23 protein-coding genes and 1 tRNA gene are annotated in these 20,857 nt (G+C 47.1%); 13 read left to right on the plus strand and 11 right to left on the minus strand.

Annotated elements, in window-relative coordinates; translation table 11 throughout:
- Positions 1 to 449 precede the first annotated feature (449 nt).
- The 6 genes from QUA16_RS27675 (at position 450) to QUA16_RS27700 (ending at position 5,957) form a co-directional block, all read left to right on the plus strand.
- Positions 450 to 605 (plus strand): hypothetical protein, encoded by a 156-nt coding sequence (locus QUA16_RS27675; RefSeq protein ID WP_158307982.1) that lies wholly within the window; start codon positions 450 to 452, stop codon positions 603 to 605.
- A gap of 12 nt (positions 606 to 617) precedes the next feature.
- Positions 618 to 2,696 (plus strand): CapA family protein, encoded by a 2,079-nt coding sequence (locus tag QUA16_RS27680; RefSeq protein ID WP_333108195.1) that lies wholly within the window; start codon positions 618 to 620, stop codon positions 2,694 to 2,696.
- A gap of 133 nt (positions 2,697 to 2,829) precedes the next feature.
- Positions 2,830 to 3,699 carry an aldose epimerase family protein gene (locus tag QUA16_RS27685; protein ID WP_445252207.1) on the plus strand — a complete coding sequence of 290 codons (870 nt, stop codon included), beginning with the start codon at positions 2,830 to 2,832 and terminating at the stop codon, positions 3,697 to 3,699.
- A 68-nt stretch (positions 3,700 to 3,767) separates the two neighbouring features.
- Positions 3,768 to 3,839, plus strand: a tRNA-Lys gene (locus QUA16_RS27690).
- Between the two features lie 193 nt (positions 3,840 to 4,032).
- On the plus strand, positions 4,033 to 5,112 hold the full coding sequence (fba, locus tag QUA16_RS27695) for a class II fructose-bisphosphate aldolase (protein ID WP_006633469.1): 1,080 nt from the start codon (positions 4,033 to 4,035) through the stop codon (positions 5,110 to 5,112).
- A gap of 206 nt (positions 5,113 to 5,318) precedes the next feature.
- Positions 5,319 to 5,957, plus strand: coding sequence for a type I restriction endonuclease (locus tag QUA16_RS27700; protein WP_333108193.1), 639 nt, complete (start codon positions 5,319 to 5,321; stop codon positions 5,955 to 5,957).
- 45 nt (positions 5,958 to 6,002) lie between these two features.
- Here the strand turns inward: QUA16_RS27700 and QUA16_RS27705 are convergent, their stop codons facing one another.
- Positions 6,003 to 6,344: a DUF433 domain-containing protein gene (locus QUA16_RS27705; protein WP_333108192.1), complete on the minus strand. Its 342-nt coding sequence runs from the start codon at positions 6,342 to 6,344 to the stop codon at positions 6,003 to 6,005.
- Here QUA16_RS27705 and QUA16_RS27710 point away from each other — a divergent pair.
- Positions 6,343 to 6,510 (plus strand): hypothetical protein, encoded by a 168-nt coding sequence (locus QUA16_RS27710; RefSeq protein WP_333181495.1) that lies wholly within the window; start codon positions 6,343 to 6,345, stop codon positions 6,508 to 6,510. The genes QUA16_RS27705 and QUA16_RS27710 overlap by 2 nt on opposite strands.
- On the opposite strand, the gene QUA16_RS27715 is transcribed toward QUA16_RS27710, so the two are convergent.
- A complete protein-coding gene (locus tag QUA16_RS27715) occupies positions 6,469 to 7,851 on the minus strand; it encodes an NB-ARC domain-containing protein (RefSeq protein WP_333108191.1) in 1,383 nt (460 codons plus the stop codon). The genes QUA16_RS27710 and QUA16_RS27715 overlap by 42 nt on opposite strands.
- A 244-nt stretch (positions 7,852 to 8,095) precedes the next feature.
- On the opposite strand from QUA16_RS27715, the gene QUA16_RS27720 reads away from it, so the two are divergent.
- Together QUA16_RS27720 and QUA16_RS27725 are read left to right on the plus strand one after the other, a co-directional pair.
- A complete protein-coding gene (locus QUA16_RS27720) occupies positions 8,096 to 9,070 on the plus strand; it encodes a hypothetical protein (RefSeq protein WP_333108190.1) in 975 nt (324 codons plus the stop codon).
- 2 nt (positions 9,071 to 9,072) lie between these two features.
- The gene (locus QUA16_RS27725; protein ID WP_333108189.1) at positions 9,073 to 9,477 is read left to right on the plus strand and encodes a hypothetical protein; all 405 of its coding nucleotides are present in this window, start codon (positions 9,073 to 9,075) and stop codon (positions 9,475 to 9,477) included.
- An 85-nt stretch (positions 9,478 to 9,562) separates the two neighbouring features.
- On the opposite strand, the gene QUA16_RS27730 is transcribed toward QUA16_RS27725, so the two are convergent.
- The 5 genes from QUA16_RS27730 to QUA16_RS27750 all read right to left on the minus strand — a co-directional run bounded on the left by QUA16_RS27730 (position 9,563) and on the right by QUA16_RS27750 (position 11,678).
- A complete protein-coding gene (locus QUA16_RS27730) occupies positions 9,563 to 9,937 on the minus strand; it encodes a hypothetical protein (protein WP_333108188.1) in 375 nt (124 codons plus the stop codon).
- Positions 9,938 to 9,993: 56 nt separating this feature from the next.
- Entirely contained in the window at positions 9,994 to 10,278 is a 285-nt protein-coding gene (locus QUA16_RS27735; RefSeq protein ID WP_333108187.1) for a type II toxin-antitoxin system mRNA interferase toxin, RelE/StbE family, read from the minus strand.
- Positions 10,275 to 10,487 (minus strand): hypothetical protein, encoded by a 213-nt coding sequence (locus QUA16_RS27740; RefSeq protein ID WP_333181497.1) that lies wholly within the window; start codon positions 10,485 to 10,487, stop codon positions 10,275 to 10,277. The genes QUA16_RS27735 and QUA16_RS27740 overlap by 4 nt, the downstream gene beginning before the upstream one ends.
- A gap of 41 nt (positions 10,488 to 10,528) precedes the next feature.
- Positions 10,529 to 10,780 carry a hypothetical protein gene (locus QUA16_RS27745; protein ID WP_333181499.1) on the minus strand — a complete coding sequence of 84 codons (252 nt, stop codon included), beginning with the start codon at positions 10,778 to 10,780 and terminating at the stop codon, positions 10,529 to 10,531.
- A 196-nt stretch (positions 10,781 to 10,976) separates the two neighbouring features.
- A complete protein-coding gene (locus QUA16_RS27750) occupies positions 10,977 to 11,678 on the minus strand; it encodes an esterase/lipase family protein (RefSeq protein WP_015177159.1) in 702 nt (233 codons plus the stop codon).
- A gap of 152 nt (positions 11,679 to 11,830) precedes the next feature.
- Here QUA16_RS27750 and QUA16_RS27755 point away from each other — a divergent pair, with 152 nt between their 5' ends.
- Together QUA16_RS27755 and QUA16_RS27760 are read left to right on the plus strand one after the other, a co-directional pair.
- Positions 11,831 to 12,310: an NUDIX domain-containing protein gene (locus QUA16_RS27755; protein WP_333053933.1), complete on the plus strand. Its 480-nt coding sequence runs from the start codon at positions 11,831 to 11,833 to the stop codon at positions 12,308 to 12,310.
- Positions 12,311 to 12,817: 507 nt separating this feature from the next.
- Positions 12,818 to 14,488 carry a hypothetical protein gene (locus QUA16_RS27760; protein ID WP_333108183.1) on the plus strand — a complete coding sequence of 557 codons (1,671 nt, stop codon included), beginning with the start codon at positions 12,818 to 12,820 and terminating at the stop codon, positions 14,486 to 14,488.
- A 762-nt stretch (positions 14,489 to 15,250) separates the two neighbouring features.
- On the opposite strand, the gene QUA16_RS27765 is transcribed toward QUA16_RS27760, so the two are convergent.
- Positions 15,251 to 15,988, minus strand: a complete 738-nt coding sequence (locus QUA16_RS27765) for a class I SAM-dependent methyltransferase (RefSeq protein WP_333109346.1) — start codon at positions 15,986 to 15,988, stop codon at positions 15,251 to 15,253.
- Positions 15,989 to 15,995: 7 nt separating this feature from the next.
- Positions 15,996 to 16,193, minus strand: a complete 198-nt coding sequence (locus QUA16_RS27770) for a hypothetical protein (RefSeq protein ID WP_333109345.1) — start codon at positions 16,191 to 16,193, stop codon at positions 15,996 to 15,998.
- A gap of 587 nt (positions 16,194 to 16,780) precedes the next feature.
- On the opposite strand from QUA16_RS27770, the gene QUA16_RS27775 reads away from it, so the two are divergent.
- Positions 16,781 to 19,324, plus strand: coding sequence for a mannose-1-phosphate guanyltransferase (locus QUA16_RS27775; protein WP_333109343.1), 2,544 nt, complete (start codon positions 16,781 to 16,783; stop codon positions 19,322 to 19,324).
- 95 nt (positions 19,325 to 19,419) lie between these two features.
- Here QUA16_RS27775 and QUA16_RS27780 read toward each other — a convergent pair whose 3' ends face one another.
- A complete protein-coding gene (locus tag QUA16_RS27780; protein WP_333109342.1) occupies positions 19,420 to 19,566 on the minus strand; it encodes a hypothetical protein in 147 nt (48 codons plus the stop codon).
- On the opposite strand from QUA16_RS27780, the gene QUA16_RS27785 reads away from it, so the two are divergent.
- Positions 19,553 to 20,110, plus strand: a complete 558-nt coding sequence (locus QUA16_RS27785; protein WP_333109340.1) for a single-stranded DNA-binding protein — start codon at positions 19,553 to 19,555, stop codon at positions 20,108 to 20,110. The two genes, QUA16_RS27780 and QUA16_RS27785, sit on opposite strands and share 14 nt — an antisense overlap.
- Positions 20,111 to 20,261: 151 nt before the next feature.
- On the opposite strand, the gene QUA16_RS27790 is transcribed toward QUA16_RS27785, so the two are convergent.
- Complete coding sequence (locus tag QUA16_RS27790; protein ID WP_333109339.1) at positions 20,262 to 20,609, minus strand: hypothetical protein; 348 nt, start codon at positions 20,607 to 20,609, stop codon at positions 20,262 to 20,264.
- Positions 20,610 to 20,857: the final 248 nt, after the last annotated feature.

Raw genomic sequence — 20,857 nt, forward strand, 5'->3', positions numbered from 1 at the left:
GTCAAGGCTCAATCTCAAATCTCAAATCTCAAAGCGAAAGCTCTAAAGCGACACTCAAACAGCGACAATAAAAACAGGCTCTGCCTCAGAAATCTCGCTCTTTTCTACCTCAACTCCCCCAGAAACAAGAGTGTTTCGACTTTTGTTCTGGTTCCGAGTACCCTGTGTCAACTCAATCTAAAATCTAAAATCTAAAATCTAAAATCGATTGTTCGATCGCCCCCTAACGCCGTCAAGGCTCAATCTCAAATCTCAAATCTCAAAGCGAAAGCTCTAAAGCGACACTCAAACAGCGACAATAAAAACAGACTCTGCCTCAGATTTCTCGCTCTATTATGCCTCAACTCCCCCAGAAACCTCTTGTTTGGAAGTTATTTCTAGCCCCCAGTACCCCCTATGAACTCAATCTAAAATCTAAAATCTAAAATCTAAAATCGATTGACCGGAGTGTGATAAAAATCACTGACAGCAGGCAGCCCCTAAATGTAGAAAATGGTGGCGGCCAACAACTAGCTTCAAAACGGGCAGCGGAACCTGTGGCGGTTAAGCTAAAAGAATTGCGGTTCCGTTCAAAACAAATTGGAGTCATCGCTCGTGCGTATTAAGGAGGCTAATTGATGGTGTACGCAGAAAATTGGTCGCAGCCGTCTATCTTGGAACTAGCGCGATCGGGCAACTTTCAAGCCCTGAATTACTGGATTGACAGCTTGCTGCGCCCCGAAGGGATTTATGCCCGCGTCGAACAGGCTCAGGCCGGCTGCGTCCAAATCATCGTAGAATTCCAGCGCGAATTTGCGCCAGATACTACATTACTGGGGAGCACTCTCCGGGAAGGCTTAGTCAAATTTATTTGCCACCAACTCTGGAGACTCAACTCGCCAGCAGTAGAAGGAGTGCGAATTCACGCGCGCTTGGCTGGGGATGCAGACATTCTCTGGAAACAGTCAGTACGAATTGTCACTCCGGCAAACCGCCAGCGGCGGCGTTACCGTTCCCTACCGGTCGTCGATTGGGTTAAATTTAAAACGTATCGTTCTCTGCTGCTAGTGGGATCGGCACTTGCCTCATTTATTTTAGGGTGTTGGGTCAGCTACCACGAAGCTCTGACCCTGCAGTCAGTATCTCCCGTATCCGGCTACCAGCAAGCTGCTGTAATTTCGGGGCCGCCTCCAAAACGTGCGGATACGGTGCAAGCGGCCTTAGAAGTGGTACCAGTAGTACAGCAAAAGCAAGTTGCTAATCCTTACGACCCAACAGTAACGCTGATGTTCGGAGGAAATGTGAATCTATCGGATGCGCTCGGAGCATCTGCTGCCAACGATCACCAATGGGCTTTCGCCAATATGGACGAGTATCGGCAAGCAGATGTGGCGATGGTTAACCTAGAAAACTGCCTGACTCGCTCTACATTGGGCTCTGGCAAAAAACAATTAAATTTTAAAGCCGATCCAGAATCGGTGAAAGTATTAACCGCCGGAGGAGTGGATATTGTCAATCTGGCAAATAGCCGCGCTATGGATTACGAGGAACCGGGGCTGGTGGAGACTATGAATACTCTAGATAATAGTGGGATTCAACACCTGGGAGCCGGCAGAGATATTAAAGAAGCGAGGCGTCCAGATATTATTGAAGTTAAGGGTCAGCGGATTGCCTACCTCGGTTATTACGATGCCGAGCTTAACGTCGCCGACCAAGGGAAAGCGGGCACTAACCCCCGCCGCAACAATCGCGTGGCCGAGGATATTCGAGCTCTTAGGGGTCAGGTAGACTGGATTATTGTTAATTACCACTGGGGAGTCGAATTGGCAGATTATCCGGGGGACTGGCAGATTGATTTGGCTCGGTTCACGATCGACCAAGGAGCTGATTTGGTAGTGGGACACCATCCCCAGGTACTGCAAGGTGCAGAAATTTACAAGGGCCGCCCGATAGTTTACTCGCTGGGTAATTTTATATTCGGCCCGAATGCTCGGAGGGATTACGATACTGCAGTCCTGAAAGTATCGCTCAAAGACAGGAATATGAAGGTAGAGTTTCTGCCTGTGGAGGTGAAAAAGTTTCAGCCGAAGGTGGTGAAGGGAGCCGCAGCCGATCGCATCCTCAAACGCGTCGAGCAAATTTCTAGTATTTTCGATCGACCGATGCCATCTTCTGTAGTTCTCGAAGCCCTAGTCCAGCCAGGTTCGGCATCAAAAACTCCAAATTCTCCCTTGCCAGGAGCAGCCAAGAGCGGTACATACCAGCCCGGGCGAGGTTCCGGGGGAGCCTCCGGTGAACGCAATCAGCAAGGCCCCGGACAACCCAAACCTACTTTGATTTTGCCGGCTTTGCCGGCTGCGCCCCAACAGCCGGACAACTCCTCATTTTTCCCGAACGGGACGGGGCCTGCAATTGAATCAAACCCACCTCCGAATCAAAATTTGCCGCCGCGCATCTACCCCACTCAACCTCAAAATCCCAGCCGGGAACCAGATCCGTTTACAAAAGAGCCATTCATCAAAGAGCCGTTTATTTCGCCCCCATCTCCCAGTCAAGGAGAAGTGCCGAGTCCCCAAAGCTATCTTCCCCCCAGTCGGCCAGTATCTTTTGAAGTCGCACTCAAAGGGCAGCCGACCTCAGCGATCGTTCCAGCTACCAGCAGCAACCGCTCCAAGCAGCGGATCGCCCTGCCCCCTATAGCTAGGAGCATTGGTTAGCCGGTGGCGGCCGGAGCGAGGATGCCGGGGAGGATAGGGGCGGTAATGGGTGAACATCAACATACTAGCGACCAATTATTAACGATCGATTTACTGACAACCAATGATCAATGACCTACTACCGATGACAAATGTGTTTGCGATCGCGCTCAAGCAAAAGCAGTACAAAACCTATATCCTCTCCGACGAAACCGCTAACTCTACTCTAGAAGTTGTGCCGGAACGGGGCGGTATTGCCACTAGCTGGCTGGTTGAAGGCAAAGAAATCTTCTATTTGGACGCGGAACGGTTCGCCAATCCAGATCTAACTGTACGTGGCGGGATTCCCATCCTGTTTCCCATCTGCAGCAATCTCCCCGAGAATACTTACACGCACAAGGGAGTGGAGCGTAAGCTCAAACAGCACGGCTTTGCTCGAGACTTGCCTTGGACAATAGGCGAACAAGTTACGGATGGTTGCGCCGCCCTTACCCTGATTCTCGACAGCAGCGACAAGACGCTGGCTATTTATCCCTTTGATTTCCAACTAGCCTTCACTTATCAGATTAAAGGCAATTCTTTGGAAATTTTTCAGCGCTATACCAATCTGTCTGACGAACCCATGCCGTTTTCTAGTGGTTTGCATCCCTACTTTTTGGCGCCGGACAAATCTAAGCTCCGCTTTGAGATTCCGGGGATGCAGTACAGAGATCAGAACACCCATTCCAAGGGTTACTTCACCGGGGTTTTTGACGAGACGCTGGATGAAATTGATGTTTCCTTTGACGAGCTCACTGGTCTTGCTGCTACTGTCACTGACGCGGCGAGCGGCTTGCGGCTCACCCTCAGTTACAACTCCAGCTATGGGAAGTTGGTTTTCTGGATGGTGAAGGGCAAGGATTTTTACTGTTTGGAACCTTGGACTGCTCCTCGAAATGCCCTCAACACTGGCGAACACTTGATTTATTTGCAGCCGGGAGCGACTTGCGAGATGCTGGTTCGCATGACTGCAAATTTTATTTAACAAAACACTTGCTATTTCAAATGAGGGGTGCTACTATTAGAAATTGTGTGCGGTAACAATGTTTTCGCGGGTCGCTAGCTCAGCGGTAGAGCATTCGGCTTTTAACCGATTGGTCTCGGGTTCAAATCCCGGGCGACCCATAAAAAATTTGTGAGTTAAGAATTTTGAGTTTTGAGCTGAATGCTCGGAACTCAAAATTTTGTTTGTTGAACTTTTTAGTAAATCTGGAAAGATAGTGCGCGATCGGTGGCAAATTGTCTTAAGATTATCGTAAGAATTGAGCTTGTCCAAAATTCACTGCCCAAAAATCACAAATAATTAGGAGGAATATCTATGGCGCTTGTACCTATGCGATTGCTGCTCGACCACGCGGCTGAAAATGGTTACGGCCTACCGGCTTACAACGTCAACAACATGGAGCAAATCCAAGCGATCATGCGCGCTGCTGACGAAACCAACAGCCCTGTGATTCTGCAAGCTTCTCGCGGCGCTCGCTCCTACGCTGGCGAAAATTTCCTGCGCCACTTGATTTTGGCAGCAGTTGAAACCTATCCTCACATTCCCATTTCCATGCACCAAGACCACGGCAATGCCCCCGGCACTTGCTATTCTGCCATGCGCCAAGGTTTCACCAGCGTCATGATGGACGGTTCTCTGGAAGCGGATGCTAAGACTCCCGCTAGCTACGAGTACAACGTTCAAGTTACTCGCGATGTGGTGAATGTTGCTCATTCGATCGGCGTTAGCGTTGAAGGCGAACTGGGTTGCTTGGGTTCTCTGGAAACAGGGATGGGCGAAGCAGAAGACGGCCACGGCTTTGAAGGTGCGCTTTCTCACGATCAGTTGCTGACAGATCCTGAACAAGCTGTGGATTTCGTCGAGCAAACCGGCGTTGATGCTCTAGCAGTGGCGATCGGCACTTCTCACGGCGCTTACAAGTTCACTCGCAAGCCGACTGGCGAAATTTTGGCAATCAGCCGCATTGAAGAAATTCACCGCCGCTTGCCGAATACTCACTTGGTAATGCACGGTTCTTCTTCTGTGCCCCAAGAATTGTTGGAAATCATCAACAGCAACGGCGGCAAAATCCGCGAAACCTACGGCGTACCTGTGGAAGAAATCCAAAAGGGCATCAAGTGCGGCGTTCGCAAGATCAATATCGATACTGACAACCGTTTGGCGATTACCGCTGCGGTGCGCGAAGCTTTGTTTGCCAAGCCCGATGAGTTTGACCCCCGCCACTTCTTGAAGCCGTCGATCAAGTATATGCAGAAGGTTTGTAGCGATCGTTACAACTCTTTCGGTTGCGCCGGTCACGGTACAAAGATTAAGCAAGTATCTTTGGACGACTTTGCAGCTAAGTATGCTAAGGGCGAATTGAGCTCTTCTGCTAAGAAGACTGTGGCTGTTTAAGAATTTTAGGTTTTAGATTTTAGATTTGTCTGAAGTCTAAAGTTAGGATTGCCGGGTAGCTTTGAAGTTGCCCGGTTTTTGTTTTTGGACACAAACCCATAGAAGTGATATTGAAAACTGCGATCGCTATAGCAGTATCCCTACTTTTGCTTACAATGAAGCTAATGTTCGTGGGAAATTCAACGGTTTGAATCAAAGGTGAACGAATGGCAAAGGTTATTGCAGTTACAGAAGCTATTAAAAGCCTTGCTGAGGCTGAATCAAGGTTGAATTTGAGCCGAAATGAGGATGAGGCTTTTTTTACAGAGTGGCAAACCCAATTGCCAAGTCTCAGCGATTCTGAACAGACTGCTTTGGATACGCTACGACGCAGATTGCTATATCATAGGGCCGATAGAGAATTGTTAGAAGGGGCAGTGACTTTCCTGGTGGCATCACCTTTGTTAGAACTGGCGGGATTCTACGATCCACCTTTCAGGATGAAGGCTGAAGCTGCTATCGAAATTGCGATCGATGATGGGGAAGAAACCCTGCGCGGACGAATTGATATTTTGATTTTGCAGAATCAGCTTTGGGTAATGGTTTTGGAGTGTAAGAAGACTACGATTTCGACGCGATCGGCATTACCCCAAGCATTAGCATACATGATGGCAAATCCTGATTTGGATAAACCGAGATTTGGTATGTTGACGAATGGCGATGATGTGTTGTTTGTGAAACTCAAGGCTCAACCTACAGCCGAATACGGGTTATCGCGGGCATTTTCGATTTATACTGTGCGAAGTGAATTGCGATCGGCTTTTCAAGTCTTGAAGCATTTAGGGCAAGGCATCACTACCGTCTAAGTTACGGTGAAGGTATTGCTCATCGGCATAGAGACGTGCCATCTGCTACAAATCCTCGTCCATCACTTCATTGTTTTCCCGAATTTCTGTTTCAATTTCATCGGGAAAGGCTTCAGCATAAGCCCAAGCGTTAGCAATATCAGTAGCAGAGAGTAATCGATAGCTTGTGAGTAACTCGGCTTCACTATAGCCAAAGCGACGAGCTTCTACAAGTCCCCAAACGGTGATGCGAGTTCCAGCAATGCAGGCACTCCCGCCACAAACATCAGGCGTTTTTTCAATACCGCGCCAAGGAGTAATTTTACCTTGAGATAGGAGTTGAACGACTTGAGCTTTTTCGTCGTCAGAGAGTGCCAGCAGTTGAGGCTCTAATTCTTTTAGCGTCATGGCAAACAATGGAATTGCGACTACCGATCATTCTATCGAACCGATCGCCCCATTTACCCGATCGCCCATTGCCACTTCTCGTAATTTGGGTGAAGGGCGAGAATGCAAGCAAGGGTTGTATCAATTACACCGCCTGGGCGATCGCATATTGCCTCAGTACAGGTGAAATCGTGTAAAAATTTGCTTGTTGTTCAATCAAGCAGCGCCGCGATAGAGATTGCAGCGCATTTAGCAAATCTGAAGCCGGAATTATCTCATTTTCTAGCAATTTTGCCCGGTTGATTGGCTGGCTTTCTTTGGCTAACAAGGAGATTACTTGTTTTTCTAGTTCGGATAGGCGATCGAACTGCTGCTGTAAAACATCTTTCAAATCTTCCGGCAACAATATAGTATCATTTGGTAATAACTCTGTCACGCCTCCACCCAAGTCTTGAATCAGATTCGCCACGCTTTTTAACCATAGGGGGTTGCCTTGGTAACGATGAATGAGTGCTTCACTGTTGTCGCTTTCTTCTAACCCATAATCTCTGAGTATTTCCCGTCCGGCGGCGATGTCTAAACCTTTGACTTGTAAGGTGCGAATGGAAGTATTTTGGCTTTTAGCTTGAGTCACTTCTCTCGGTTGTTCCCAACCTATTAACAGAAAGCAGCTTTGATGGGATAATTTTTCTATTTGTTTGAATAAAGAGCGATATTCTTCGGATTCTGGTTTATATTTTCCTGCCAATTTGCCGCTACAGAAAAGGTTGTGAACGTCATCTAAGACTATTAAACAGCGATGGTTTTGTAAATACTTAATCAGCGGTAAGCGTTTTTGGTCTGTTGGGGATGAATCTTGTTTTTCTGACTGGCAAAAAAGCTGTATTAGGTTAGATTGAAATTTTTCTATGGTGGGGTATTCGTCTAGTGTGTACCAAACTGCGTACTCAAACTCGTCTTTAATTTGTTGTACGAGTTGTACTGCTAGGGTGGTTTTGCCGATACCGCTGATGCCGGTGAGGGTGAGGAGGCGGCTGTGTTGTTGTAGAATCCAGGTGGTGAGGGTGTGGAGTTCGGGGGTGCGATCGTAGAAATCGCCCAACTCCGGCATTTCGCTTAAATCTTGATGTAGAGTTTTAGTTTGTTTTGAGTTAGCTGTTTCCTGATTTGGTGGGTGTGAGTTTGGGATATTTGGCGGGTGTCTAGCTTCTCCACAATAATTAACGCAACTTATTTGCACACAGTCTTGTGCAAAATGCGAAACAATGGAGATTTGCAACCTCTCCATTGCCGAGCAAAAATTCTTTTTATTGACATCTTCCCCTAATTCTTCTGAAAGAATCCGCCATAATTCCGAACCCGCATTCCTAGCACTACTTTCAGAACAGTCAAAATCTTTGGCTATGTGCTTGTATGTCTCGCGTTCTAGAGTTCCCCGCAGTACCGCCTCTTGTAAATCATCAAGGTGTTGACCCGTTTTCTCGAAGACTATGCGATCGGCGAGTTTTAACGCTTCTTTTAGGTTCATCGGTTTAGGTAGACACCAGAATTTTGTGTATTATAGCTCACATTTCCGGCTTTTTAGTACATTTTTGGACAAAAATAGATTCAGTAGAATGAAAGTGTCGGCAAAATTGAACATTTTTTTATTAAAATACTTCGGATTTCTCAGAACTAGAGGAGAAGTAGTAAATAGTTAATTTAGAGATTAAACCCTTGCACTTTTCTATCTTAGATAGAGGGAACCCCGCGTAATAAAGGTTGAAAAAAACATGAATAATAGGGATTCGGTTGTCGGTTTAGGCTTGAGTATTGTCAGTATTTACTTAATTGGTGCAGTTCAGCTCATCTTGTGGATATTTTCTTCTAAATCTTTAAATCAGGAAGCTGCTGTAGCTGTGACACTTTTCATATTGAGTCCAGTTGGAGCGTTGTTATTTGAGCCTATCAGAAAAAAATTGGAGGTTTCGATTGATGACTTATTCACCAGCGCATACATCGACAAATCAATTTATAGGATTTTAATTTTTGGTCGTCCTGGAAGTGGTAAAACTACTTTTCTAGAAACCGCTTTTACATTTATAGATCCAGCAGATCCACGGAGACAATCAACTCCATACTTTAATTATCGTCGTTTCAAAGTTCTGCTACATAGACAAGAGTTACAGTTGGGTCAATATACTCACGTGGAAGTAGCGGATTACAAAGGGCAACAACCTAGCCAGGTAATAATTAACAATGCGGCCGACTTTTTTGGTACTGAAGGCAATCGGGTACTTAATGCCATTATATTCATTGTAGATCTTGTCCCTAGAATAACTGACGCACAGGGCAACCCCCTTAATGATGAATCTCTACTTGAATGGCTTAAGAGCGGAAATATGTTAGTAGATAAAATCAAAGAAAGGGTTCGAGAACACTACGAATACATTAATGAAGTATCATTACAATTACTCTTTTCAAGCTTACACAGCCCAAACTTGACAAGTGTTATATTCGTGATTAACAAAAAAGACTTAATTGAGAAATTGATTAATGATGGATATTTAAGAACCAGCAATTTTCGGGACTTCAGAGAGTATGCTAAACATCCTTTTGAGCGGATGATTCAAAACATTAATACAGCTTGCACTCAATTAGGGATAGAAGATTTCTCCAACAATGATTCTTGGGTTTTTACAGTCCGTGCAAGAAGTAGTGATGAGTTGCGCCCGTTAATCGTCCGTCTATTAAGAACAAGGAGTTAAATATGTCTGAAGAGAAACCGAAATATAGCGATATTGAAGATGGCATAGACTATCGAGTTATCAAGTCTTATGGACGTGCAACTAGAACCCCTATACGCAAATCCTTAATTTATGCCTTAGCTTTTGTTATAGTCATATTTTTAATGACAAGATGTGACGGAGGACAAGTTAGTGATTTAGAAACAAAGGTAACTAACTTAGAAACAAAGGTGACTAACTTAGAAACAAAGGTGACTAACGTAGAAACAAAGGTAACTAACTTAGAAACAAAGGTAACTAACTTAGAAACAAAGGTAACTAACTTAGAAACAAAGGTGAATAACGTAGAAACAAAGGAAAACAAAGGAGAATCTCCGAAAAGCAAAGGAGAATCTCAGAAAAACAACGCAGAATCTCAGCCATACTGATGATTCTACAAAGAGCGATCGTAGCAGAAAAAACAAAGGGCGATCGCCCTTTGGTTTGTCTGATGACCCCTCGCCCCATCACGCATCAAGATCGATCGCCCTCCATCTCATTCACCGCCAACAAACCCGACATATTCAGCACTTTTTCTGACCAAATCCTTCCCTCTTCTCCAACTCTCATTCGTTGTTCTGCATCCTCCCAAACCCTTGCCCAAGAATACTGCCAGCAAGCTAACTGAATCTGCAACTCAACTAACTCAGCAGCTATTTCTATCTCTGCATCTTGAGCAGTCCATTCAATAAACAGCTTACTTTCTTGCAGTAGACTTTCAATTATTTCGCCATTAGCTGCATTTTGATAGCGAGATTTAATTCGTGCCAAATTAGATGCTAAATTTCCCAAACGAATGGGTAGATCATCTCGCAAATAGCGTTCCTTTAAAGTATTCCCATCTCTCATAATCCTCCTAATAACTGTATGAGGATCGAGTTACGTCTCTTGATTAAAGGATGAACTCAATAAACTTCGTCATGGCTACCAATATCAATTAGAAGGATCTCTTCAACATCTGAATCTGAAGATTTTTTGAAATTGAAGACTATTCGACAGTCGTACTCTACAGTACAAGCCCAAGCACCAGATAGCTTACCTTTCAGCTTGTGGGTTTTAAGTGAGGGATGAAATGGATCATTTGCCAATAGTTCTAGTCGCTCAGCTATTTTTTCCTCCATTTCAGGTTCTTGGCGGATTAAGGATTTGAAAGCTCGTTTGAACGAAGAGGCTAAGACAAGAGTTCTCATCTTTTTAATTCTGCCATGATATCATTTACTGTGCCTCGGAATACTTGTTCATGCGAATACTCTTCATCGGCACGAACAATATTAAGAGCGATCTCATCTCTCCGTTTTTCCCTAAGTCGTCGTCCGATCAAATCGATGAGAGTGATCTGTTCGTCATCAGACATTTCTTCGACTAACTCTATAATGGCATCAAAGCTATAGGTTTTCATGGTTCTAAGCTTCGTAAGTCTACAATTATCAGTATAACAAATCACTGCACCCAAGCGATCGCCACTCGCACCAAATACCAAACACTGCGATGATTGTACAGAGTGCGATCGCACATAATCATCATCCCTAATTTGCGCTCCACCTCCCGCATCACTTCTCCACAAAGCATCCGGCTCAAATTCGTTATCTGCATCCAAGCACACAGTAGCATTGTCGCCCAATTCCACCCCAGCCAACCTCTAATTTGATTGTGTGGTTCGCCGTGACTTCTGAATCTTACCGATGATGCCACATAAAATATTTTTTCACTCTATTCAGTTAGCGATAAAAATTCAAGCAAACATAGCATCGCGGGGGCGAGCTTTGCCGCACTAAACTCGCTCCTAATATAAATATCTAACTAAATCCTTCCCTTAAACCTTCTGCTTTTTCCTTCGCGTCCTACCCTACGGGAACGGCTTCGCCGAACGCGTCTTCGCGGTTCATTTCTAACACAAATACTCAATCCAAGCCGGCAAAACCTCCGGCGAACCGTACCACTTCCCCGGAGAACGAGGCGAATGCCAAACCCCCTCCAACACCAAATTTTCGGCCCCATCCAAAACAGCAGCTTCCACCGGCGTAATTCCATCTCCCCAAGTTTCGCCTTTCCCCACAGTCAACTCGTAACTTTTATAAGCCAGCCAAGTCCCAAAACCGCGCTTGCCAAAAACAGCCTTCCCAGCAGCGCACACGTAGCGCACCTGCGGGTGAAAAGCCCCCGGATAGTGAATTTTGACAAAATCTAGATTTTTGCGCGTCCAGCGCTCTTGAGAGACGTGCGGCGTGCCTAAAGTGATTAAAGTATTCACATAAGGGTGAGCTTCCCACAAACCCGCGTCCTCAAGCACGTCGCCATGAATCGTGTAAGGCTTTTCGCCCAAATAGATGCGAGAAATCCAGCCGCCGGCGGAATGACCGACGAGATTGATCTGGGGAACGCCGTATTGCTGTAACATTTGTTTGACCGTGCGATCGAGCTGTCGCAAAATTGGCACCATCGACCGCCCGCCAAAAGTCGGCAACCAATCTCCCTTGCCCAGAGGCACTGTTACTGTTGGGAAACCTCGATCGACCAGAGACTTTTCTAATTCCCGATAGTCGGAAGCAGCAGCAAAATATCCTGGTAAAATCACGGTTGGTAATGGCATGGTCAATTTTAGATTTTAGATTTTAGATTTTAGATTTTGCGGCCGGAGTGCTACGATCTGTTTTTCAAGTTAAAAGACACTTGCCGAAGCATCCTTTGGATTGCTAACATCTGCCACTCGTTAAACCTTTTGCTTAGGGAATATCTACTTCTATGGCTCGCGAGCCGATTCAAACATGGTATTTTACCCTAGTTGTCGTTCACTTAGAAGACCGTTTTCTACTGGTACAAGAGCGCAAGTACGAGCAGCAGTGGTATCTCCCAGCAGGGCGAGTGGAAAAAGGGGAGACTTTGCTCGAAGCTGCTATGCGTAATACCTTTGAGGAAGCGGGCATTTCCATCATCGTTGAGGGAATTCTCCGGGTAGAGCACACAGTGATGCCTAGGGGTAATGTGCGCCTCCGAGTCATTTTTGTGGCTCGTCCACAAGATAAGACGCCGCCCAAGAGTAAGCCGGATGAGCATACTTTGTGCGCTGGCTGGTATTCTCTCAAGGAATTAGACCAGTTGTCTCTACGGGGAGAGGAAGTTCGGGAAATGTTTCAATATATGGCAAGCGGGGCTCCAATTTATCCCATCGACTTGCTCACCATCGAGGGAGCTCCTTTTAAAAATTACCGCTATCGCTGGTGAATCCATCGATTTTGGATTTTGGATTTTGGATTTTCGATTTGAGACTTCGGCGTGAGTGCGATCGCCCTTACGATTTTAGATTTACTTGCAGCGCAGTGAATCAGGGAGCAGGAACTTTAATTTACAATTTGTAGAATCGACCCTGACGCTAGTGTCGGGGGCTTGTACTCATTTTGGGGCGGGGCTACCGAGGGACTGCGGGCTGGGCTGACAGCCACTCGATCAGTTTTTTGATGGCGTAACCGAATTGGAAACGCCGATCCATCGAACTTGTCGATCGTGTTTAATAAATTTGGTTCAGTTTCGGGCCCATGAATTTTCATCAAGGTCGATCGGGCAACTGCGAGGGCGATCGTGCTAAAATTATACCTTTGAATTCCCAACCTCTCCTCATTAAAACGAATTTACACTCAATCACAACCACAACAATATAAATTACCAATCCCCCAATCACTCAATCTCGCAATCCCCCAATCTAAAATCTAAAATCTAAAATCTAAAATTTAAATGACTGACTCTTCCTCCCTAGCAAACACCCTTTCCGAACCGCTGCGCCAGCCTTTTTGGTGGGCAGCCCTAGCTTCTGTGGGCCTTCACGGCGTGCTCGGAGTAAGCGCCCCGACGCTCTCAAACATATTTTATGGTGGAAATTCCTCAAAAAATATCCCCGGTTCTGTCGGCTTAGTAGAACTAACTCCCGCAGAAGCCGGCCGCCTGCCACAAACCATACCACCGAAACCGTCTAATACGCGATTTACGCCATTTTCGATCGCACCAGTTCCCCTTCGGCCAGCGCCAAAGTTAGCCCCGCCCTTGCCCCCCGCACCTGATACCATCAACTTGCCCGCCATGCCGCCGGGAATGCCCCCGACTGGATTCTTTTCCCCTCTCCCTCCTTCCCCTCTCCCGCCCTTCACGGCCCCAACAGCCCCGCCACCTCCCAAAACTCCATCCCCAACAGTCAGAGCCCCCTCCCAGCCAATACCCACTTTCGTCCCACCCGTACCTCCCAGCGGTTTCCTTTTCCCACCATTACCAGGTAATTTCGATCGCAATATCCCGCCACCACCATCGCTGCCAGAAGCGCCCCCGCTTCCCGGCGGCGGCTCGGAAGATGAAGCAGAGGCGCTCAAAAAAATCATAGCCAGTAGAGGCGGACTCCCACTATTTCCAGACGGAGCTCCAGTCTTTACCCCGGAATTCCCAATTGGCAGGAATGTGGGACCCGATGGAGTACCAAAATTGACTCAAAAAGATCCCAATAAAAGGAATCTCATCGCAGAAACTCCCGAAGAAAGAATCAGGAGACAACAATTTGAAGAGGGACAGCGACAGCTAGGACAGTCCGGTCAACCGGGTTCAAACTTACCCACCGACAGAGAGACACTGCTGGCGGCTGGAGAGACCTATGTTGCTTTGTTTGATAAATTCAAAAAGGCTTATCCTGACTTGGAAACGACGGGCCCGACTTCTGTGCCTGTCCCTTATCCCGTAGCAGCTTGTTCGCAAAAACTCCAAGGAAGAGCAGTTTTTGGAGCAGTTGTCAGCCCTCAAGGCTTGCTCAAGGCCGAGCCACAGCCGATCGTCCCCACGGGTTACGGTATTCTCGATAATGCGGCTAAAATTGCGATTATTAGCCCTTCTCTAACATTTTCTGCAGCCAGCACGCACAAGCTTTACCAACTGACTGTCGAGTTTAAGTACGACGAAAAAGTTTGTAGTGGCATTCCTCTCACCCCAACCAGGCCCAACCCACCAGGCCAACCGCAGCCCGCGCCCAGACCAACAGGCCAGCCGCAGCCAGCGCCTACTGAAGTGAAACCGCAGTTTGAGAAGCCGCCGACCCCCTCCACCAAACCGCAGCCAGGGGCAAAACCGTCGCCGTCGGCACCCAAGCCCGCGGCTCAACCGTCGCCCTCGCCTGAACCGAAACCAGCCGCGGAACAGTCGCCTTCTCCTCAACCGCAACCCGGCCAAGAGTCCCCGCAGCCCGAAGCTGCGCCATCTCCGGCCCCGGAAGTGTCGCCCTCGCCCGAAGCTGCGCCATCTCCGGCCCCGGAAGTGTCGCCCTCGCCTGAAGCTGCCCCATCTCCAGCAGCCGAAGTGTCGCCATCTCCGGCCCCGGAAGTGTCACCATCGCCTGAAGCTGCCCCATCTCCGGCCACTACCGAAAATTAATTGGGCATCGGTAATTGGCAATCGGTATTGTAAAACTTCATTAAGTTTCTCGTCAAAGATAGTCAGGAGTAGTATATGCTGACTGATCAGAAGGATTTGGACTGCCCAAGCAACCGCTTTCAACGCGGCATGAATTTACGAGCCACACCTATCACTCATCCAGCTAGCCGATTGGCAAACACATCCACAGAGGTTTGTACAAAACCGCAGATGGTTTGTTAATTAATGCGCTCCGTGAATGGGTATTACACGATCGTGGCAAAAGCACTCCCAAAAGCATTGAGCAATGGGATAGGGATCTGCGTAGCTGGGCCAATGCGGGTCAATCCGCTCAAAGTAAAAGTGAAGGGGGAGGGGCCGAAGGCCTCCCATGTCATTTAATAGATGACTATACTTTTACCAGCTATGGGAATGGGTAATATCTGACATCTTGCAGCAATATCAATAAGAGGATTTTTCGTGGGGTCGGGCGGGTTTATAGATCCTATTTGCAAGCTTTAAGGCTGTTGGCGAACCCGCCCCTACGGCTAATTGAGAATGGTGCAATATCTCAGTAATATCCAATATGCTTGCTTCACTGTTGTGAGTTAGTAGTTAGTAGGGTGCGTCAGCTTGAATATTTGTTGCTTCTCCAACTAATTTCAACTTGCTGACGCACCTTACTTTCTCCACTAAGAATCAAGTTGTTTTTCGTTTGCCAAACCCGGCTTTGGACGATTGAAATTTTGACTACAAAGCTTATTACCTATTCCCCTTAACCTCTCAATTGTATTCAACTTTATACATTTGAAATAAGTCGCCACTTTGCTTTTTTACTACCTTAGCGCCCGCAGCTTTAATCATTTTTTCCCAATCTTCTATTGTCTCTAAAAATACTTCGCCGGCTCGATAAGTTTCCAAAATTGCCCAATCTTCTGCTAAAGGAGCATTGGGGTTGAGGACATCAAAAACAAAATGACCACCCGGTTTTAGTACCCGCTTTACTTCTCCCATGACAATACTCCAATAGTCTATGGGATAGTAACAGCTAAAGCCTGTAGCGAGGCATAAATCGAACTGAGCCTCCTCGTAATTTAACTGGTGAGCGGGGGCCCATTCTACGCCTTTGAACAGCTTAGAATTGAGCTGAGGGCCGCGAGCGTTCAAGGCGTCTCGCGCTGCGCTGCTGATTTCTTGACCGTAAAAATATGCCTCCCACTCGCGCCAAGGGTAGATGAGAAAGCTGACTCCGCAGCCAATGTCTAAACAGCGCTGATTTTTTTGAGGTTTGGCAATTTTCCAGAAGGGAGAAACTGTTTTTGCTTGGAGAGTTCCTGCAACTGATTCTAGGAAAATCGGCATTGCTTCGACTTCTTCGGGTAAGGCGAAAGCTTCTCCTCGGTATTCGCGATCGAATCGAGAAGCGACTTGCGACAGTAAGACTTGCCAGCTATCTGATTTTCCTTTAGCAAACCAAGTCTGCTCCTTACCCGCTACTGGGCGATCGGACTTTTTAGACATTCTTGAATTACCTTTTAGAAGCTTTGAGAGCTTTTGTAAAGTTTTGGCGGTAAGGCTTATTAAAAATTAACGCGGGCCAGAGCAGGGACAGCTTCAGGCGATTTGTAAAACTTCTGTCGAAGTTAGTGCGATTGAAACCATTCCAAAATTTCCAAATACCGCCGCCGTAAGCGGCTAGCAACACCAATCCAATTAACGGTTCCATCAAATAACCCCCTAAGCGACTGATTGGATTTTGAGTCAGCGAGCCTGCATCGCTACCCTTAATCTATCATTTATCAGACGCCAAGGCGCACCGATAGTCGTAGTAATTCCACCTTCAGAAAGAGAGTTCAAAATCCCCGCTGGCGAGAAACTTAAAAATAACACCCCCGAAATAGCTTTCACTGAGCAAGCCAGAAGGGACTTCTGCCAAAAGCCGATGATTCTGAGGGCTTATACCATTGAAGAATTGAAGAATTGAAGAATTGAAGAATTAAAGAATGGGGAATGACTGATGAGATAAGGGTTTCGAGTACGGGCCTACAGTTGCATTCTGTTTTTTAACTGATATTACCCAACATCCCCTACAAATCCGAGCTCGACCGGGGGATTGGTGCGATGCCGCAAGTTCTAATTCGGTTGAAATCGGTTGCTGTTGGGGGACGGCCTGGCCGAACGGGATTTCACAGACGTGTCACTACTCAAAGATAATTAACTAAGAACTGATAGCTCGCGGCCGACGAATTACAGCAGGCAAACTTTTTCTAGCGGACAATAGCGGTAGAGAGCTTTTTAAGCAAGGAGGATTTTATGCGTGCAGTGCTGATGGCTGGGGGATCGGGAACGAGGCTCAGACCCCTGACGTGCGATTTGCCCAAACCGATGGTGCCGATTCTGAATCGCCCGATCGCAGAACACATTATTAATTTGCTAAAAAGGCATCAGATTACGGAAATTATTGCGACGCTGCACTACCTTCCCGATGTCATGCGCGAATATTTTACTGACGGGACAGAGTTTGGCGTTCAAATGACTTACGCTGTGGAGGAAGACCAACCGCTGGGTACGGCTGGTTGCGTCAAAAATATTGCTGAACTGCTCGATCGCACTTTTCTGGTCATCAGCGGCGACAGCATCACAGACTTCGACTTAACGGCAGCGATCAAATTTCACCGCAGCCAGCAATCCAAAGCCACGTTAATTTTAACTCGCGTTCCCAACCCGATGGAATTCGGGGTCGTGATTACCGAGGAAAATTACCGCATCAGTCGCTTTCTGGAAAAGCCTTCTAGCAGCGAAATTTTCTCCGATACTATCAATACCGGCATTTATATTTTAGAACCCGAAGTCTTGGATTACCTGCCGACACATCAGGAGTGCGACTTCTCGAAAGACTTGTTTCCCCTGCTACTGGAAAAAAACGAGCCGATGTACGGGTACATCGCCGAGGGTTACTGGTGCGATGTCGGCCAGCTAGATGTTTACCGGGAAGCTCAGTACGACGCGCTGCGGGGAAAGGTCAAACTGGATTTGAGCTACTACAACGAAGTTCGATCGGGACTTTGGGTAGGTCAGAATACTTTTATTGACGATAGCGCGATCGTCGAAGTACCGGTCATGATCGGCAACAATTGCCGAATTGGAGCCCGAGTTAAACTCGATGCAGGTACTGTGATCGGAGATAACGTGACAGTCGGGGCCGATGCCAACCTCAAACGTCCCATCGTCTGGAACGGAGCAATTGTCGGCGAAGACGCTCATCTTAGGGCCTGCGTGATTTGCCGGAGTACGCGCGTAGACAGGCGCGCTCACGTCCTCGAAGGTGCTGTCGTCGGTTCAATGTCGATCGTGGGAGAAGAAGCACAAGTGGGGCCAAGCGTGCGCGTCTGGCCGAGCAAAAATATTGAATCCGGCGCTCTGTTAAATCAAAATTTAATTTGGGGAGAACAAGCTAAGCGGAATTTGTTCGGTCAGCGTGGCGTTCAAGGACTGGCAAATGTGGATGTTACCCCGGAATTTGCAGTAAAATTGGGCGCGGCTTATGGCTCGACTTTGAAACCCGGGACTGCGGTATCGGTTTCTCGTGACCAGCGGAGCATTTCGCGGATGGTTTCGAGGTCTTTGATTGCGGGTTTGATGTCGGTGGGAATTAATGTGATCAATTTGGAATCGACGGCAATTCCGATCGCGCGCACGGTTTCGTCTACGATATCAATTGCCGGCGGCATTCACGTTCGCATTTCGCCCGATCGCTCCGACCACATTTTAATTGAATTCTTCGATATCAAAGGCATCAATATTACTAAAGGAGCTGAGAAGAAAATCGAGGGGGCTTATTTTAAGGAAGATTTGCGGCGAGCTCTAATTCCCGAAATTGGAGAGATGACGTACTTTAACCAAGCTCTTGATGTTTACAACCGCATTTTTGAGCGGCAGATGAATGTTGAGGCAATACGCTACAGCAATTCTAAGGTGGTAATCGATTACGTTTACGCGGTTTCAGGAGCAATTCTGCCCCAAATGCTCGCCAAGTTCGGCTGCGATGCGGTGGTTCTCAATGCCAGTCTCAAGCAGACTTCTCTAAGCAACGGGGAACGGGAATATTTGCTTGACCAACTCGGCCGGGTGGTGAAAGCACTCAGCGCTAATTTTGGAGTGCAGGTATCGGCTAACGGCGAACAGCTCATTTTGGTAGATGAGTCTGGGATAGCGATTCGTGGGGAAATGCTGACGGCGTTGATGGTAAATTTGATGCTGACTTCTCATCCCAAAGGTACAGTAGTAGTGCCGGTTCATGCGTCTTCTGCGGTGGAGGCGATCGCCCGACGCTATCAAAGCAAGGTAATCCGCACGAAGGCGAACCCAACTGCTTTGATGGAAGCCGCTAACAGGAACCCGAATGTGGTTTTGGGCGGCAGCGGCCTTATGGGTTTTATTTTCCCGCAGTTGCATCCCGGATTTGACGGAATGTTCTGCATTGCTAAAGTGATAGAAATGATGACGATTCAGGAGCGATCGCTCGGACAGATCAAGGCGGAACTTCCCCGCATCACCCACCGCAGTTACAGCGTCCGCTGTCCTTGGACTATCAAGGGTTCGCTGATGCGACATTTAGTAGAAACTCATTCGCCCGATCGTTTAGAATTATTAGATGGAGTGAAGATTTTTAACTACAGCGACGACAATTGGGTATTAGTTTTACCCGATGCTAGTGAACCGACCGTTCATATCTTCGCCAACAGTGAGGATCGAGATTGGGTATCTGAAACGTTGAAGGAGTACCGCGCCCTCGTTCACGATTTTGTCAGTCAAGCCGAGGCGGCGGTTCTCCAAGATAAATTTGGTAACGTGTAATCGGGAATTGGGCATTGGCCAAACAGGGCATTGGGCATTGGCAATGGGGAATTGGTAATGCAAAAGTAAAAAAATAAAATGCGTTATTTTAAGTTTTACCTTTTTACTTGAAAGTTCATGCCCAATTCCCAATCCCGAATTCCCTGTTTGGTCAATTCCCAATTCCCGATGCCCAATTCCCGATGCCCAATTCCCAATGCCCAATTCCCAATTACGCACAGAGAACAGATGAATAGCTGCATTTTGATGGCGGAAATAATTCAACAACCGCAACTCCGTTATACTCCTGACAATCAACTTCAAATCGCTGAGATGCTGGTGCAGTTTCCAGGCCCAAAACCTGAAGATCCGCCCGAACATTTGAAAGTGATAGGATGGGGAAATTTTGCTCAAGAAATTCACGAAAAATATCACGAGGGCGATCGCGTGATTATTGAGGGACGGCTGAGCATGAATACGATCGAAAGAGATGGTATCAAAGAAAAGCGCGCTGAACTGACAGCTCAAAGGATTTACAGTGTCGGGGCTGATGCAATGAGTTCGACTCCCCCAACTAGAACCGCCCCCGAACCGGCTCAAATTCGCGACACCGCCCCGGCTAATGTGCCAAGCAATGTAGTACCTTTAGGTTCGCGTAACCGCAGTTCAAACAGCGCTCCAAGCGGCGCTAACCGCACGTCTAGTTCGGATTGGAACTCGCATCAGTCTTCAAATTCTGAGTCCGATCGCCAGTCGGGTTCGTCTAACGAACCGGAAAATCCCGATTACGATCCGATTCCATTTTAAAAATTAGGGTGCATCACTTTACAACTCGACTGTTGGATCGAAAGTGACGCACCTTAATTTAAGAGCGATCGCACTTCAGGAAAAAAAGGGCGATCCTCTTCGAGGGCTGCGCTAACAAACTTGGCCCAACTACGAGCTCTCATTGCAAATTTTACAGCTCGATCGTCACAACTTTTTTCTTGCTTTTTTCGTCGCGCAGCACGACGGTATTGTAGGGTGATGTATCCGTCCCCAGCGGAATTGGCAGCTTAAAGCTGCTGCTCTTATGCTTAACTTCGCCTAAATCTATGCTTTTCGTTATATTGCCATCTGTTGCCAGATAAGCGCTAAGTTCGCCTTTATAATCTTCAATCAAAAAGTCTCTGAAGAAAAGGACTTCCCCAGGACCATCGACATCGATAGCAAGGATGACCGTACCGCTAAACGTTGCGCCTTTTTCTTCTTCATCAACCGTCGCCATTTTAATTTCCGAGGGGTCTTGACCGGACATATCTGGCATAAATTTTTTCTCCTGAGCAAAGCGCAATAATTAACAAGAAGCTTACCTGATGCTAGGGGCGATCGCAAAACTCTTAGGACGTATTTCTGCATCGGTCTTGCTTCTATCTAAGGTTAGAGAAGCCCGCGATCGCGCATTGTACCACCAATTATCTCAATTCTTGAATCAGTAAGGAATGAGAATTAAATAACTTCCACTCTTGAAAGTGGGATGGGCGTCCCGCCCGTCCTTTTTGGACGGGCGGGACG

Source organism: Microcoleus sp. S13_C3, from assembly GCF_036700905.1.
Classification (GTDB): Bacteria; Cyanobacteriota; Cyanobacteriia; order Cyanobacteriales; family Microcoleaceae; genus Microcoleus.

Excerpts from the sequence above, each read along its gene's own strand:
- QUA16_RS27710 (WP_333181495.1), top strand. The coding sequence starts at position 6,343 with ATGGCAAACAATGGAATTGCGACTACCGATCATTCTATCGAACCGATC.
- QUA16_RS27740 (WP_333181497.1), bottom strand. The coding sequence starts at position 10,487 with ATGAAAACCTATAGCTTTGATGCCATTATAGAGTTAGTCGAAGAAATG.
- QUA16_RS27700 (WP_333108193.1), top strand. The coding sequence starts at position 5,319 with ATGGCAAAGGTTATTGCAGTTACAGAAGCTATTAAAAGCCTTGCTGAG.
- fba (WP_006633469.1), top strand. The coding sequence starts at position 4,033 with ATGGCGCTTGTACCTATGCGATTGCTGCTCGACCACGCGGCTGAAAAT.
- QUA16_RS27705 (WP_333108192.1), bottom strand. The coding sequence starts at position 6,344 with ATGACGCTAAAAGAATTAGAGCCTCAACTGCTGGCACTCTCTGACGAC.
- QUA16_RS27730 (WP_333108188.1), bottom strand. The coding sequence starts at position 9,937 with ATGAGAGATGGGAATACTTTAAAGGAACGCTATTTGCGAGATGATCTA.
- QUA16_RS27770 (WP_333109345.1), bottom strand. The coding sequence starts at position 16,193 with ATGGAACCGTTAATTGGATTGGTGTTGCTAGCCGCTTACGGCGGCGGT.
- QUA16_RS27735 (WP_333108187.1), bottom strand. The coding sequence starts at position 10,278 with ATGAGAACTCTTGTCTTAGCCTCTTCGTTCAAACGAGCTTTCAAATCC.
- QUA16_RS27720 (WP_333108190.1), top strand. The coding sequence starts at position 8,096 with ATGAATAATAGGGATTCGGTTGTCGGTTTAGGCTTGAGTATTGTCAGT.
- QUA16_RS27725 (WP_333108189.1), top strand. The coding sequence starts at position 9,073 with ATGTCTGAAGAGAAACCGAAATATAGCGATATTGAAGATGGCATAGAC.
- QUA16_RS27775 (WP_333109343.1), top strand. The coding sequence starts at position 16,781 with ATGCGTGCAGTGCTGATGGCTGGGGGATCGGGAACGAGGCTCAGACCC.
- QUA16_RS27765 (WP_333109346.1), bottom strand. The coding sequence starts at position 15,988 with ATGTCTAAAAAGTCCGATCGCCCAGTAGCGGGTAAGGAGCAGACTTGG.
- QUA16_RS27715 (WP_333108191.1), bottom strand. The coding sequence starts at position 7,851 with ATGAACCTAAAAGAAGCGTTAAAACTCGCCGATCGCATAGTCTTCGAG.
- QUA16_RS27680 (WP_333108195.1), top strand. The coding sequence starts at position 618 with ATGGTGTACGCAGAAAATTGGTCGCAGCCGTCTATCTTGGAACTAGCG.
- QUA16_RS27760 (WP_333108183.1), top strand. The coding sequence starts at position 12,818 with ATGACTGACTCTTCCTCCCTAGCAAACACCCTTTCCGAACCGCTGCGC.
- QUA16_RS27755 (WP_333053933.1), top strand. The coding sequence starts at position 11,831 with ATGGCTCGCGAGCCGATTCAAACATGGTATTTTACCCTAGTTGTCGTT.
- QUA16_RS27750 (WP_015177159.1), bottom strand. The coding sequence starts at position 11,678 with ATGCCATTACCAACCGTGATTTTACCAGGATATTTTGCTGCTGCTTCC.
- QUA16_RS27790 (WP_333109339.1), bottom strand. The coding sequence starts at position 20,609 with ATGCCAGATATGTCCGGTCAAGACCCCTCGGAAATTAAAATGGCGACG.
- QUA16_RS27780 (WP_333109342.1), bottom strand. The coding sequence starts at position 19,566 with ATGCAGCTATTCATCTGTTCTCTGTGCGTAATTGGGAATTGGGCATTG.
- QUA16_RS27785 (WP_333109340.1), top strand. The coding sequence starts at position 19,553 with ATGAATAGCTGCATTTTGATGGCGGAAATAATTCAACAACCGCAACTC.